General features: G+C 64.8%; 14 protein-coding genes and 2 tRNA genes. 1 reads left to right on the top strand and 15 read right to left on the bottom strand.

Features of this window, described 5'->3' with window-relative positions; translation table 11 throughout:
• Window positions 1-10 precede the first annotated feature (10 nt).
• From nuoK to H7X47_RS20125, 11 genes are all read right to left on the bottom strand, one after another.
• Window positions 11-322 (bottom strand): NADH-quinone oxidoreductase subunit NuoK, encoded by a 312-nt coding sequence (gene nuoK / locus H7X47_RS20175; protein WP_193370549.1) that lies wholly within the window; start codon window positions 320-322, stop codon window positions 11-13.
• 4 nt (window positions 323-326) lie between these two features.
• Window positions 327-941, bottom strand: a complete 615-nt coding sequence (locus tag H7X47_RS20170; protein WP_193370548.1) for an NADH-quinone oxidoreductase subunit J — start codon at window positions 939-941, stop codon at window positions 327-329.
• 114 nt (window positions 942-1055) lie between these two features.
• Window positions 1056-1544, bottom strand: coding sequence for an NADH-quinone oxidoreductase subunit NuoI (gene nuoI / locus H7X47_RS20165; RefSeq protein ID WP_193370547.1), 489 nt, complete (start codon window positions 1542-1544; stop codon window positions 1056-1058).
• A gap of 16 nt (window positions 1545-1560) precedes the next feature.
• Window positions 1561-2604, bottom strand: a complete 1044-nt coding sequence (nuoH, locus tag H7X47_RS20160; protein WP_193370718.1) for an NADH-quinone oxidoreductase subunit NuoH — start codon at window positions 2602-2604, stop codon at window positions 1561-1563.
• Between the two features lies 1 nt (window position 2605).
• The gene (gene nuoG / locus H7X47_RS20155) at window positions 2606-4684 is read right to left on the bottom strand and encodes an NADH-quinone oxidoreductase subunit NuoG (RefSeq protein ID WP_193370546.1); all 2079 of its coding nucleotides are present in this window, start codon (window positions 4682-4684) and stop codon (window positions 2606-2608) included.
• A gap of 11 nt (window positions 4685-4695) precedes the next feature.
• Complete coding sequence (gene nuoF, locus H7X47_RS20150) at window positions 4696-5982, bottom strand: NADH-quinone oxidoreductase subunit NuoF (protein WP_193370545.1); 1287 nt, start codon at window positions 5980-5982, stop codon at window positions 4696-4698.
• Complete coding sequence (gene nuoE / locus H7X47_RS20145; protein ID WP_193370544.1) at window positions 5983-6603, bottom strand: NADH-quinone oxidoreductase subunit NuoE; 621 nt, start codon at window positions 6601-6603, stop codon at window positions 5983-5985.
• Entirely contained in the window at window positions 6600-7778 is a 1179-nt protein-coding gene (locus tag H7X47_RS20140; RefSeq protein ID WP_193370543.1) for an NADH-quinone oxidoreductase subunit D, read from the bottom strand. Before H7X47_RS20140 ends, nuoE begins: the two co-directional genes overlap by 4 nt.
• Entirely contained in the window at window positions 7778-8413 is a 636-nt protein-coding gene (locus tag H7X47_RS20135) for an NADH-quinone oxidoreductase subunit C (protein WP_193370542.1), read from the bottom strand. Before H7X47_RS20135 ends, H7X47_RS20140 begins: the two co-directional genes overlap by 1 nt.
• 39 nt (window positions 8414-8452) lie before the next feature.
• A complete protein-coding gene (locus H7X47_RS20130; protein WP_193370541.1) occupies window positions 8453-9001 on the bottom strand; it encodes a NuoB/complex I 20 kDa subunit family protein in 549 nt (182 codons plus the stop codon).
• Window positions 8992-9357 (bottom strand): NADH-quinone oxidoreductase subunit A, encoded by a 366-nt coding sequence (locus tag H7X47_RS20125; protein WP_193370540.1) that lies wholly within the window; start codon window positions 9355-9357, stop codon window positions 8992-8994. Before H7X47_RS20125 ends, H7X47_RS20130 begins: the two co-directional genes overlap by 10 nt.
• Before the next feature lie 78 nt (window positions 9358-9435).
• Between H7X47_RS20125 and H7X47_RS20120 the strand changes: the two genes are divergently transcribed.
• On the top strand, window positions 9436-9606 hold the full coding sequence (locus tag H7X47_RS20120; protein WP_193370539.1) for a hypothetical protein: 171 nt from the start codon (window positions 9436-9438) through the stop codon (window positions 9604-9606).
• A gap of 154 nt (window positions 9607-9760) precedes the next feature.
• On the opposite strand, the gene H7X47_RS20115 is transcribed toward H7X47_RS20120, so the two are convergent.
• From H7X47_RS20115 to lon, 4 genes are all read right to left on the bottom strand, one after another.
• A tRNA-Asp gene (locus tag H7X47_RS20115) sits at window positions 9761-9838 on the bottom strand.
• A 344-nt stretch (window positions 9839-10182) separates the two neighbouring features.
• Window positions 10183-10258, bottom strand: a tRNA-Val gene (locus H7X47_RS20110).
• Window positions 10259-10357: 99 nt separating this feature from the next.
• On the bottom strand, window positions 10358-10630 hold the full coding sequence (locus H7X47_RS20105; RefSeq protein WP_193370538.1) for an HU family DNA-binding protein: 273 nt from the start codon (window positions 10628-10630) through the stop codon (window positions 10358-10360).
• Between the two features lie 194 nt (window positions 10631-10824).
• Window positions 10825-13236 carry an endopeptidase La gene (lon, locus tag H7X47_RS20100; RefSeq protein WP_193370537.1) on the bottom strand — a complete coding sequence of 804 codons (2412 nt, stop codon included), beginning with the start codon at window positions 13234-13236 and terminating at the stop codon, window positions 10825-10827.
• Window positions 13237-13303: the final 67 nt, after the last annotated feature.

Genomic DNA, 13303 nt, shown 5'->3' with positions numbered 1-13303 from the left:
GACCCCTGCCCTAACCCTTCATCATGTTGATGTCTTCGACCTCGATGGAGCCGCGGTTGCGGAAGAAGACCACCAGGATCGCCAGGCCGATGGCCGCCTCGGCGGCCGCCACGGTGAGAACGAAGAGCGCGAAGATCTGCCCGACCAGGTCCTGCAGGTGGGTCGAAAAGGCCACGAAGTTGATGTTCACCGCCAGCAGCATCAGCTCGATGGACATGAGGATGATGATGACATTCTTGCGGTTCAGGAAGATGCCGAAGATCCCCAGGGTGAAGAGGATCGCGGCAACCGTCAGGTAGTGCCCAAGGCCGATTTCGAACATAGCGCTATACCCCGCTCCGGCTGGGAACCTGCTTGATTTCGACCGATTCGGCGCGGGTGCGCGAGGTCTGCCTGGAGATCGACTGGCGGCGCACCCCTTCGCGCTGGCGCAGGGTCAGCACGATGGCGCCGATCATCGCCACCAGCAGGATCAGGCCCGCCGCCTGGAAGAGGTAAATGTAGTCGGTGTAGATGACGCCGCCGAGCGCACGGGTGTTGTGCAGCTCGCCGGCCGGGGCCGCCGGATGCAGCGCCGCCGTCTCGGCCGCCGGAGAGACGATCCAGGCGCCGCCCACCATGACCAGTTCGACCAGCAGGATCAGGCCGATCATGCCGCCCAGCGGCAGGTATTGCAGGAAGCCCTCGCGCATGCGCACGAAGTTGATGTCCAGCATCATGACCACGAAGAGGAACAGCACGGCCACCGCGCCGACGTAGACCACCACCAGGATCATGGCCAGGAACTCCGCGCCCATCAGCACGAAGAGGCCCGCCGAGTTGAAGAAGGCGAGGATCAGGAACAGCACGGAATGCACCGGATTGCGGGCGCTGACCACCATGACGCCGGCGGCGACGGTGACCGCGGCAAAGAGATAGAACGCCAGGGCCTGAATGATCATGCCTCCAGCCTCCCCGCCTTCTCTCGGCCGGCTGACACGCCGGCCTCTTCTTTCACTCGCACGGTTGCTCCCCCAATCAGGTCGTTGCCCCGCTGCCGCTCAAGGCTTTCCGCCTCAGCGATAGGGCGCATCAAGCTCCAGGTTCTGGGCGATTTCAAATTCCCAGCGGTCGCCGTTCGCGAGCAGCTTTTCCTTGTTGTAGAACAGCTCTTCGCGGGTCTCGGTGGCGAACTCGAAATTCGGCCCCTCGACGATGGCGTCCACCGGACAGGCTTCCTGGCAGAAGCCGCAGTAGATGCACTTCGTCATGTCGATGTCGTAGCGCGTGGTGCGCCGGCTGCCGTCGTCGCGCGGCTCGGCCTCGATGGTGATGGCCTGGGCCGGGCAGATGGCCTCGCAGAGCTTGCAGGCGATGCAGCGCTCTTCCCCGTTGGGGTAGCGCCGCAAGGCGTGCTCGCCGCGGAAGCGCGGGCTCAGCGGCCCCTTTTCATAGGGGTAGTTCAGCGTAACCTTCGGCTTGAAGAAATAGCGCAGCGTCAGCGACATGCCCGAGATGAGCTCGCTGAGCAGCAGGCTGCGCAGGCCACGGTCGATCATGCCCATATCTAGTCTCCTGCCGTCATGTGTGCGGCACCCAGTCGAAGGCGACCAGCACGCCTGCGGTCAGCACCACCCAGAACAGCGAGAACGGGAGGAACACCTTCCAGCCGAGACGCATCAGCTGGTCGTAGCGGTAGCGCGGGAAGGTTGCCCGGACCCAGAGGAAGAAGAACAGGACCACGCAGATCTTAGCGATCAGCCAGAACGGTCCCGGGATCCAGGTGAAGGGCGCGATGTCCACCGGCGGCAGCCAGCCGCCGAGGAACAGGATCGAAGTCATCGCGCTCATCAGGATCATGTTCGCGTACTCGCCCAGGAAGAACAGGGCGAAGGTCATCGAGGAGTACTCGACGAAGAAACCGGCCACCAGCTCCGACTCGCCTTCCGGCAGATCGAAGGGGGAGCGGTTGGTCTCCGCCAGCACCGAGATGAAGAAGATGACGAACATCGGCAGCATGGGCAGCCAGAACCAGCTGAAGATGCCGTAGTCGCCCTGCTGCGCCATGACGATGTCGGAAAGGTTCAGCGAGCCCACCAGCAGCAGCACGGTGATGATGACGAAGCCCATGGAGACTTCGTAGGACACCATCTGCGCGGCCGAGCGCAGGGCCCCCAGGAAGGGATACTTCGAGTTGGAGGCCCAGCCCGCCATGATGACGCCGTAGACGCCCAGCGAGGAGATGGCGAAGAGGTAGAGAATGCCGACGTTGATGTCGGCCAGCACCAGCCCCGCGTCGAAGGGGATCACCGCCCAGCCGATCATCGCCAGGATGAAGGTCAGCATCGGCGCCATGAGGAAGACGATGCGGTTGGCGCCGGAAGGCAGGATGGTTTCCTTGAACAGCAGCTTCACCGCGTCGGCGATGGGCTGCAGCAGGCCGAAGGGCCCGACCACGTTGGGACCCTTGCGCAGCTGCATGGCGGCGATGACCTTGCGCTCGGCGTAGGTCAGGTAGGCCACCGAGAGCAGCAGCGGGATCAGGATCGCTACGATCTTGATCAGGATGTAGGCCGCCTGACCCAAAGGATCGGTGTTGAGCCAGTCGTAGGCGAGATCGAACATATCAGCCATGAGTGCCGGTCGCCCCCTTCCTGACGCCGAGGGCGAAGGCCTCGACGCACTGCGCCATGGTTTCGGAGGCGCGGCTGATCGGGTCGGTCATGTAGAACACCCCTACCGGCGAGACGAAGGGCGAGGCCTCCATCTGGCCTTCCGTACCGAAGCTCCCCCAGGCGGCCGCCCCGACCTGGTCCACGGCGGCAAAGACCGGATTGGTCTCGATCAGCCGCTGGCGGAGTTCACCCAGGCTGTCATAGGGCAGCCGTTTGCCGATCACCTCGGACAGCGCCCTGAGGATGGTCCAGTCCTCGCGCGCCTCACCCGGCGGGAAGGCCGCCAGGCGGGCGAGCTGCACCCGTCCCTCGGTGTTCACGTAGGTGGCGTTCTTTTCCGTGTAGGCCGCGCCCGGCAGGATCACATCGGCGCGGTGCGCGCCGGCATCGCCGTGGTGGCCCTGGTAGATGACGAAGGGCCCCTTGCCCGCTTCGCCCAGGCGGCCCATGTCGAGCTCGTCGGCGCCCAGCAGGAAAAGCGCCTCGATAGCGCCGTCCTCGCAGCCCGCGAGGATGGCGTCGGTGTCGCGCCCGCCCTCGCCCGGCAGGAAGCCGAGGTCCAGGCCGCCGACCCGCGCTGCCGCGGTGTGCAGGACGTTGAAGCCGTTCCAGGTGTCGGAAACCATGCCGCTGCGCTCGGCGATCTTGCGCGCGGCGGCCAGCACCGCGGCGCCGTCGGCGCGGGCGAGCGCCCCCATGCCGAGGATGATCATCGGCCGCTCGGCCTTTTCCAGCACTTTGGCGAAGGCACCCTTGCCCTCGGCGATCTCGCTCAGGCTCTCCGGTCCGGCGCCCAGGTAGTCGTAGGAATAGGTCAGGTCGACTTGCTGGCCGATGAGACCCAGCTTGACGCCGCCCTGCAGGACACGCTTGCGCAGGCGGGCGTTGACCATGGCCGCTTCCCAACGCGGGTTGGAGCCGACAATGAGGATCGCATCGGCGGACTCGATGCCGGCGATGGAGCTGTTGAAGATGTAGCCGGCGCGGCAGGAGGCGTCGATCTTGGCCCCGTCCTGGCGGCAGTCCAGGTTGGGCGAACCCAGCCCGGCCATAAGGTCCTTCAATGCCAGCATGGACTCGGCGTCGCAGAGGTCCCCGGCGAGGGCGGCGATCTTGTCGCCGGAGAGCCCGCTCAGGCGCTTGGCGATGGCCTTGAAGGCAACGTCCCAGGAAACGGCCTCCAGGCGGCCGGACTGGTTGCGCAGGTAGGGCCGGTCGAGGCGCTGGCGCGACAGCCCGTCACAGGCGTGGCGGGTCTTGTCGTTGATCCATTCCTCGTTGATCTCCTCGTGCAGGCGCGGCAGCACGCGCATCACTTCGCGCCCGCGGGTGTCGACGCGGATGTTGGAACCCACGGCGTCCAGCACGTCGATTGAATCGGTCTTGCGCAGCTCCCAGGGCCGGGCCGTGAAGGCGTAGGGCTTGGAGGTCAGCGCACCCACCGGGCAGACGTCGACGAGGTTGCCCGAGAGCTCGGAGTCGATGGCCTGTTCCAGGGTGGTGATCTCGGCGTGCTCGCCGCGGTTCACCAGGCCGATCTCCTCGACGCCGGCGATCTCGGTGGCGAAGCGCACACAGCGGGTGCACTGGATGCAGCGGGTCATGATCGTCTTGATCAGGGGGCCCATGTACTTCTCGGAGACCGCGCGCTTGTTCTCATCGTAGCGGCTGCGGTCGAAGCCATAGGCCATGGCCTGGTCCTGCAGGTCGCACTCGCCGCCCTGATCGCAGATCGGACAGTCGAGCGGATGGTTGATCAGCAGGAACTCCATGACGCCGTTGCGCGCCTTCTTCACCTTGTCGGTGTCGGTCTTGATGACCATGCCCTCGCCCACCGGCATGGCGCAGGAGGCGATCGGCTTGGGCGCGCGCTCCATCTCAACCAGGCACATGCGGCAGTTGCCGGCCACAGAAAGGCGGTCGTGGTAGCAAAAACGCGGGATCTCGACCCCGGCGAGTTCGCAGGCCTGCAGGACGGACAGGCCGTCCGCGACTTCGATCTCCTTGCCGTCGATTGTCAGCTTCGGCATCGCTAAACCCCCTACTCCGCCGCCGCCATGGACTGCCTGCGCTCCTTGATGCGGCGCTCCACCTCCGGGCGGAAGTGGCGCAGCAGGCCCTGGATCGGCCAGGCCGCCGCATCGCCGAGCGCGCAGATGGTGTGGCCCTCGACCTGATAGGTCACATCCAGCAGCGTATCAATCTCTTCCAGCTCCGCCTCGCCGCGCACCAGGCGGGTCATCACCCGGTACATCCAACCCGTGCCTTCGCGGCAGGGCGTGCACTGGCCGCAGCTCTCGTGCATGTAGAAATGCGACAGCCGGGCGATGGCCTCGACGATATCCGTGGACTTGTCCATGACGATGACCGCCGCGGTGCCGAGGCCCGACTGCGCCTCGCGCAGCGAGTCGAAGTCCATGAGGATGTTCGAGCAGGTCGAGGCCGGCAGGCAGGGCACCGAGGAGCCGCCCGGGATCACCGCCAGCAGGTTGTCCCAGCCGCCGATGACGCCGCCGGCGTGCTTTTCGATGAGTTCCTTCAAGGGGATGCTCATCTCCTCTTCCACGTTCAGCGGCTTGTTCACGTGACCGGAGATCGAGAAGATCTTGGTGCCGGTGTTGTTGGGCCGGCCGAAGCCGCTCCACCAGGAAACGCCGCGGCGCAGGATTTCCGGCGTGACGGCGATGGTCTCGACGTTGTTGATGGTGGTCGGGCAGCCGTAAAGGCCGCAGGCCGCCGGGAAGGGCGGCTTCAGGCGCGGCTGGCCCTTCTTGCCTTCCAGGCTCTCCAGCAGCGCGGTTTCCTCGCCACAGATATAGGCGCCGGCGCCACGGCGCAGGTAGATCTCATAGTCGTAACCGCTGCCGCAGGCGTTCTTACCGATGAGCCCCGCGTCATAGGCCTCGTCGATCGCCTTCTGGATCTGCGAACTCTCGTGATAGTACTCGCCGCGGATGTAGATGTAGCAGGCCGAAGCGCCCATGGCGAAACCCGCCACCAGGCAGCCTTCCAGCAGGCGGTGCGGATCGTTGCGCAGGATCTCCCGGTCCTTGCAGGAGCCCGGCTCGGACTCGTCGGCGTTGACCACCAGGTAGGCTGGGCGGTCGCCGCGGTCCTTGGGCATGAAGGACCACTTGAGGCCGGTCGGAAAGCCGGCGCCGCCGCGCCCGCGCAGGCCCGATTCCTTGATCTGCTCGACGATGTTCTCGCGGCCCAGTTCCAAGAGGGCCTTGGTGTTGTCCCAGACTCCGCGCCGCTTGGCGCCGGCCAGGGCCCAGTCGTCCTGGCCGTAGAGGTTGGTGAAGATGCGGTCCTTGTCCTGCAGCATCTAGTCGCCCTCCCCCGACTTGACGACTTCCAGCAGCGTCTGCGGGCCGCCTTCCGGCGCCGAGGCCAGGCGCCCGGTCTGCGATCCGACCTTGACCGCTTCGCCGGCGCGCAACTCGTCGATGATCTCTTCCATGCGCTGGGGCGTCAGGTCTTCGTAGTAGTGGTCGTTGATCTGCACCATCGGCGCGTTGGCGCAGGCGCCCAGGCATTCCACCTCGATGATGCTGAACATGCCGTCTTCGGTGACCTCGCCGATGCCAACGCCCAGCTTCTTCTTGCAGGCGTTGGTGATGCCGTCGGAGCCGCGCAGCCAGCAGGGCGTAGTGCGACAGACCTGTATGAAGTGCTTCCCGACCGGCTTCAGGTTGAACATCGTATAGAACGACGCGACCTCGTAGACGCGGATCGGGGCGACCTCCAGGTACTGGGCGACGAACTCGATGGCCTCGCGCGACAGCCAGCCGTCGTTCTGGCGCTGCGCCAGGTCGAGCAGCGCGATGGTGGCGCTGGCCCGGCGGTCTTCCGGATAGCGCGCGCAGATGGTCTTGGCCCGCGCCTCGTTCTCCGCCGTGAAGCTGAAGCCTTCGCTCTGCGGCTCGGGGTAACTGCTGATCTTCATCGGTCCACTTCCCCGAAGACGATATCCATTGAGCCCAGGATGGCGACGCTGTCCGCCAGCATGTGGCCGCGGCACATGTAGTCCATGGCCGCCAGGTGCAGGAAGCCCGGTGCGCGGATCTTGCAGCGGTAGGGCCGGTTGCCGCCGTCGGCCACCAGGTAGACCGCGAACTCGCCCTTGGGCGCCTCGACCGCGGCGTAGGTGTCGCCCGGCGGCACGTGGTAGCCCTCGGTATAGAGCTTGAAGTGGTGGATCAGGGCTTCCATCGAGCGCTTCATGTCGCCGCGCTTGGGCGGCGTGATCTTGTGATCGGCGACCTGTACCGCTCCGCCCGGCATCTTTTCGATGCACTGCTTCATGATGTGCAGGCTCTGGCGCATCTCTTCGATGCGCACGAGGTAGCGGTCGAAGCAGTCGCCGTTCTTACCGACGGGAATGTCGAACTCCAGCTCCTCGTAGCAGTCGTAGGGCTGCGACTTGCGCAGGTCCCAGGGAACGCCCGAGCCGCGCAGCATCGGACCCGAGAAGCCCCAGTCGTTGGCCTCCTCCTTGCTCACCACGCCGATGTCGACGGTGCGTTGGCGGAAGATGCGGTTCTCGGTCAGCAGTCCTTCCATATCGTCGATGACCTTCGGAAAGGTCTCGCAGAAGGTCGCGATGTCCTCCAGCAGGCCGGCCGGCAGGTCCTGGTGCACCCCGCCCGGGCGGAAGTAGGCGGCGTGCAGCCGCGCCCCGCAGGCCCGCTCGTAGAACTCCATGAGTTTCTCACGCTCTTCGAAGCCCCAGAGGATCGGCGTCATGGCACCGACGTCGATGGCGAAGGTGGTGATGTTCAGCAGGTGGTTGAGGATGCGCCCGATCTCGCAGTAGAGCACGCGGATGTACTGGCCGCGCTTGGGCACCTCGATGCCGAGCAGGCGCTCCACGGCCAGGGCAAAGGCGTGCTCCTGGTTCATCGGCGCCACGTAGTCCAGGCGGTCGAAATAGGGTACCGCCTGCAGGTAGGTCTTGTACTCGATGAGCTTCTCGGTGCCCCGGTGCAGCAGGCCGATGTGCGGGTCGGCGCGCTCGATCACCTCGCCGTCCATCTCCAGCACCAGGCGCAGCACGCCGTGGGCGGCCGGGTGCTGCGGACCGAAGTTGAGGGTCAGCGGTTTGATCTGTACCTCGGGCATCAGGCGCCACTCCCCTCGCTCTTGGCTTCACCCGCCGCCGGCTCGGCCTTCTCGTCGCCCGGCAGCCGCAGCATGCCTTCCCAGGGGCTCATGAAGTCGAAGCGGCGGAACTCCTGGGTCAGCTTCACCGGCTCGTAGACCACCCGCTTCTGCTCTTCGTCGTAGCGCACTTCCTTGAAGCCGGTCAGCGGGAAGTCCTTGCGCAGCGGGTGCCCCTCGAAACCGTAGTCGGTAAGGATGCGGCGCAGGTCGGGGTGGTCGGAGAAGAAAATGCCGAACATGTCCCAGACTTCGCGCTCCAGCCAGATGGCCGAAGAGAAGACGCCGCAGGCCGAGGCGACCGGCGTGCGCTCGTCGGTGGTGAGCTTCACGCGGATGCGCTGGTTCAGCTTCAGCGAGAGCATGTTGTAGACGACCTCGAAGCGCTCGGCCTGGTCGGGGTGGTCCACCGCGGTCACGTCGACCAGTTGCTTGAACTGGCAGTTCTGGTCGTCGCGCAGCAAGGTCAGGACCTTGATGATCGCGTCCCGTTTGACGTGCAGGTTCAGTTGGTCGTAGGCGATGTCGACGCCCAGCAGATCGTCACCGATTGCCGCGTCGAGAAAGTCGCCAAGGTCTCGCAGCGCTTCGTTCATCGAACTTCCGATTATCCCTGTGCCACAGGCAGCAAGCGATCAACGCGCAAGGGCCGCGCTCCGCTTGATCTTCTTTTGGAGCTGGATGACGCCGTAGAGCAGCGCCTCCGCCGTCGGCGGGCAGCCGGGGACGTAGATGTCCACCGGCACGATGCGGTCACAGCCGCGCACGACGGAATAGGAATAGTGGTAGTAGCCGCCGCCGTTGGCGCAGGACCCCATGGAGATGACCCAGCGCGGTTCCGGCATCTGGTCGTAGACCTTGCGCAGGGCCGGCGCCATCTTGTTGGTCAGGGTGCCGGCGACGATCATCACGTCGGACTGGCGCGGGCTGGGGCGGAAGACCATGCCGAAGCGGTCCAGGTCGTAGCGGCTGCAAGCGGTGTGCATCATCTCGACGGCGCAGCAGGCCAGGCCGAAGGTCATCGGCCACAGCGAGCCGCACTGGGCCCAGGCCGCCAGCTTGTCCATCTGCGCGATCACGAAGCCCTTGTCGGAGATCTCCGTGGCCACGCGGCTCAGCACCGCGTCCTGCTGCTCACCCGGGGGCAGCGGCGCGCCCGTGTTCTGCAGGGTGTCTACTCCCATTCCAGCGCCCCCTTCTTCCATTCGTAGACGAAGCCGACGGTCAGGATCCCGAGGAAGATCACCATCGACCAGAAGCCGAAGACCCCGATGTCGCCCAGGGCCACGGCCCAGGGGAAGAGGAAGGCGACCTCCAGGTCGAAGATGATGAAAAGGATGGCGACCAGGTAGAAACGGACGTCGAAGCGGCTGCGGGCGTCGTCGAAGGCTTCAAAGCCGCACTCGTAGGACGAGACTTTTTCCGAGTCGGGGCGCTGCCGCGCGACGATGTAGGAGGCGGCTACGATGACCACCGAGAGTCCGATCGCGATGCCGAGGAAGATCAGGATCGGCAAATATTCCGCCAACAAGGCATCCATGCGTCACTCTCCTAACCCGCCGTTCGTGGCGTGTCGTTTTGCCGGGCGTGGACGACCGTCTAGAAACGTCAATCCGGCGTGCGTTTACTGCCGCAAGGGATGCGCCATTGCAAGGTCAATCATCGCTGGCAACCCAACGGCTTCGCGTCGGGTCCGAATATAGAGCGGAAGGAAATCGCGGAAAAGCGCCAATCCCTTGAAACGCTTGCCGCCAGAGGGAAAATCGCCCGCCGCCGCGCCGGCGACTGACGCTGGGGTAGATTGCCGGTCCGCGCGGTGAACCGGTCGTCGTCCCGCCTGATCACAATTCAGGCCACTGCGCCCGCAAGAGGCACGGCGAGCGGGCCAGGCCCCCTTGGGGGGCTGGACGCAGCAGGGTCAGGAAAGTCTTCAGAAGGGGAAATGGCGGGAGTGACGGGACTTGAACCCGCGGCCTCCGGCGTGACAGGCCGGCGCTCTAACCAAACTGAGCTACACCCCCGTATCCGGGAGGCGGTGATGTACTCCACCACCCCCAGGGTGTCAAGCGGTGCCAAGGTACGGAGGACCGCTTTTTTTATCCCCAGGCATCCCGCGGCTTCCCGCGGGCCGCCGGGGCCCCCGCCCCGGCTTTCGAGGGCCTAGGGGGGCCGCCTGGGCCGGCAAGGGGCCACTATCCCATGGAATGCTTAAGGGCAAGGAAAGACCGCCCGCCGCCCGGCCCCGAGGGGCCTGCGGCGCCCGCTGAGAGGTCTCGGCCGCCCGAAGCTGCCAGGCTGTGGGGTGAGGGCCGTCCCCTGCCCTCACGGCGCTGCGGGCCGGCCCGAGGGGGATGCCCGAGGGGGATGGTGGGCGGTGACGGGATCGAACCGCCGACACTCGCGGTGTAAACGCGATGCTCTGCCAGCTGAGCTAACCGCCCGGAGGGACTTCACCAGGTAAATACCGACTTCTAAAAATAGCACCGGCCGCCTCCGAATCAACGGGGCGGCCGGGTTTGAGAAGCAGAAGGCTTCGAGCGTCAGTTGACGGCGTCTTTGAGCCCCTTGCCCGCCTTGAACTTCGGCTGGTTGGACGCGGGGATTTGAATCCGCTCACCCGTGCGGGGATTGCGGCCTTCGGAAGCAGCGCGCCGGGTGACATTGAAGGTGCCGAAACCAACGAGGCGAACCTCGGTGCCCGACTTCAAAGAATCGGTGATCGCGTCGAAGACGCCATCAACGGCCTTTGTGGCGTCGGCTTTCGACAGACCGGTCTTGTCTGCGACGACTGCTACCAGATCATTTTTATTCACGTTTAACCCCCCTCCTAACAGTAGGGAATAGGATGTGCAGAGAGATAAAGAAACCGCTCCGAGGAGGTGCGAATTGTAGATCGCGCTATTCAGGGGCGTCAACGTGAGAAGGGCGGAAAAGCAAGGGTTTTAGCCATTTTCAGGCTAAAGACCCCCTGCATTCCCAAAACGAATCGAAGAATACGCGTTTCCGATTAGTGGGTCAGCACACCCGGCGGTGCGTCTTCACCTTGCGGCGCCCGAGTCGTTTGCACGTCCTCATCCGATTCGTTCCACTCGATCGGGGTCAGTTCATTGACCAGCGCACGCGCCAACACTTCGTCGCAATTTGAAACCGGAACGATGTCCATCTTGCGCTTTACGTTGTCCGGAATGTCGGCGAGATCCTTCTCGTTCTCCTCCGGGATCAGCACCGTCTTGATGCCGGCCCGCAGCGCCGCGAGAAGCTTTTCCTTCAGTCCGCCGATGGGCAGCACGCGCCCGCGCAGCGTCACCTCGCCGGTCATCGCCACATCGCGGCGCACCGGGTTCTGGGTCAGCACGGAGACGATCGCCGTCACCATGGCAATGCCGGCCGACGGACCGTCCTTCGGTGTCGCCCCCTCGGGCACGTGGACGTGGATGTCACGCCGCTCGAAGAGCGTCGGCTTGATCCCGTAGGTGATGGCGCGGCTCTTCACGAAGGACTCGGCCGCCTGGATCGACTCCTTCATGACGTCACCCAGCTTGCCGGTAGAGGTCACCTTGCCCTTGCCCGGCAGCATCACCGCTTCGATCGAGAGGATCTCGCCGCCGACTTCGGTCCAGGCCAGGCCGGTGGAAACGCCGACCAAGTCCTCCAGTTCCGCCTCGCCGTAGCGATAGCGGGCGACACCGGCATACTTGTCGATATTGCGGCGGTCCACCTTCACGGTCTCGGACTTGCCGAGCGCGATCTCCTTGACCGCCTTGCGGACCAGGTTGGCCAGCTCGCGTTCCAGGTTACGCACCCCGGCCTCGCGGGTGTAGAGGCGGATCATGTCGCGCAGCGCCGACTCGGAGATCGACCACTCGTTCTCCTTCACGCCGTGATCCTTCATCTGCTTCGGGATCAGGTAGCGCTGGGCGATCTGCACCTTCTCGTCCTCGGTATAGCCGGGGATGCGGATCACCTCCATGCGGTCGAGCAGCGGCCCGGGCATGCGCAGCGTGTTGGCCGTGGTCACGAACATCACGTCCGAGAGGTCGTAGTCGACCTCCAGGTAGTGGTCGTTGAAGTTGCTGTTCTGCTCCGGGTCCAGCACCTCGAGCAGCGCCGAGGAAGGATCGCCGCGCCAGTCGGCGCCGAGCTTGTCGATCTCGTCCAGCAGGAACAGCGGGTTCGACGACTTGGCCTTCTTCATCGACTGGATGACCTTGCCGGGCATCGAGCCGATGTAGGTGCGGCGGTGACCGCGCACCTCGGCTTCGTCACGCACGCCGCCGAGGCTCATGCGCACGAAGTTGCGTCCCGTCGCCCTGGCGATCGACTTGCCGAGCGAGGTCTTGCCGACGCCCGGCGGTCCGACAAGGCAGAGGATCGGGCCCTTCACCTTCTTCATGCGCTGCTGCACGGCGAGGTATTCGAGGATGCGCTCCTTGACCTTCTCCAGGCCATAGTGGTCGGCATCCAGAATCTCCTGCGCGTGCTTGATGTCGCGCTTGATCTTGGTGCGCTTCTTCCAGGGGATCGAGAGGATCCAGTCCAGATAGTTGCGCACCACGGTGGCTTCGGCCGACATCGGGCTCATGGAGCGCAGCTTCTTCAGCTCCGCCAGCGCCTTTTCGGAAGCTTCCTTGGTCAGCTTGGTTGCCTTGATGCGCTCTTCCAGCTCGGCCAGTTCGTCGCGGCCGTCCTCGCCTTCGCCAAGCTCCTTCTGGATCGCCTTCAGCTGCTCGTTCAGATAATACTCGCGCTGGGTCTTCTCCATCTGGCGCTTCACGCGGTTGCGGATGCGCTTTTCGACCTGCAGCACGCCGATCTCGCCTTCCATGAAGGCGTAGACCTTCTCGAGGCGGTCACTGACGGTTTCGCTTTCCAGCAGTTCCTGCTTCTCGGGAATCTTCAGCGCCAGGTGCGAGGCAACCGTGTCGGCCAGCTTCGAGAAGTCGTCGATCTGGTTGATCGAGACCAGTACCTCCGGCGGGATCTTCTTGTTCAGCTTGATGTACTGCTCGAACTGCGAGACCACCGTGCGCGCCAAGGCATCGAGTTCCCGGTCGTCGCCGGCGTCATCCTCGATCGGCTCGGCGTAGGCCTGGAAGAAGTCCTCGGTGTCGGCGTACTTGTTGATGCGCGCGCGCTGGCCGCCCTCGACCAGGACCTTCACGGTCCCGTCGGGCAGCTTCAGCAGCTGCAGCACGGTGCCGATGGTGCCGACGGAGTAGATGTCGGCCGGCGTCGGATCGTCCTGGGCGGCGTTCTTCTGCGTGACCAGGAGGATCTGCTTGTCGTCCTTCATCACGTCTTCGAGGGCGCGCACCGACTTATCGCGGCCGACGAAGAGCGGCACGATCATGTGCGGGAAAACCACGATGTCGCGCAGAGGCAGCACCGGGAAGAGGTTACCGCGAGCAAGTTCCAACATATTACCTCGTATGAAACTGAGGGGCGTTTACCGTGTGCAGGCGAGAAACGACGGACGCCCGTAGATC

The sequence above is a fragment of the Pelagibius marinus genome, assembly GCF_014925385.1.
Classification (GTDB): Bacteria; Pseudomonadota; Alphaproteobacteria; order Kiloniellales; family Kiloniellaceae; genus Pelagibius; species Pelagibius marinus.
This window is presented reverse-complemented; position numbering and strand designations above follow the sequence as displayed.

Bases quoted from the DNA above. Each gene is read 5' to 3' on its own strand.
- H7X47_RS20125 (WP_193370540.1), bottom strand. From the start codon at position 9,357: ATGGATGCCTTGTTGGCGGAATATTTGCCGATCCTGATCTTCCTCGGC.
- lon (WP_193370537.1), bottom strand. From the start codon at position 13,236: ATGTTGGAACTTGCTCGCGGTAACCTCTTCCCGGTGCTGCCTCTGCGC.
- H7X47_RS20130 (WP_193370541.1), bottom strand. From the start codon at position 9,001: ATGGGAGTAGACACCCTGCAGAACACGGGCGCGCCGCTGCCCCCGGGT.
- nuoF (WP_193370545.1), bottom strand. From the start codon at position 5,982: ATGCTGCAGGACAAGGACCGCATCTTCACCAACCTCTACGGCCAGGAC.
- H7X47_RS20135 (WP_193370542.1), bottom strand. From the start codon at position 8,413: ATGAACGAAGCGCTGCGAGACCTTGGCGACTTTCTCGACGCGGCAATC.
- H7X47_RS20140 (WP_193370543.1), bottom strand. From the start codon at position 7,778: ATGCCCGAGGTACAGATCAAACCGCTGACCCTCAACTTCGGTCCGCAG.
- nuoG (WP_193370546.1), bottom strand. From the start codon at position 4,684: ATGCCGAAGCTGACAATCGACGGCAAGGAGATCGAAGTCGCGGACGGC.
- nuoH (WP_193370718.1), bottom strand. From the start codon at position 2,604: ATGTTCGATCTCGCCTACGACTGGCTCAACACCGATCCTTTGGGTCAG.
- nuoI (WP_193370547.1), bottom strand. From the start codon at position 1,544: ATGGGCATGATCGACCGTGGCCTGCGCAGCCTGCTGCTCAGCGAGCTC.
- nuoE (WP_193370544.1), bottom strand. From the start codon at position 6,603: ATGAAGATCAGCAGTTACCCCGAGCCGCAGAGCGAAGGCTTCAGCTTC.
- H7X47_RS20170 (WP_193370548.1), bottom strand. From the start codon at position 941: ATGATCATTCAGGCCCTGGCGTTCTATCTCTTTGCCGCGGTCACCGTC.
- nuoK (WP_193370549.1), bottom strand. From the start codon at position 322: ATGTTCGAAATCGGCCTTGGGCACTACCTGACGGTTGCCGCGATCCTC.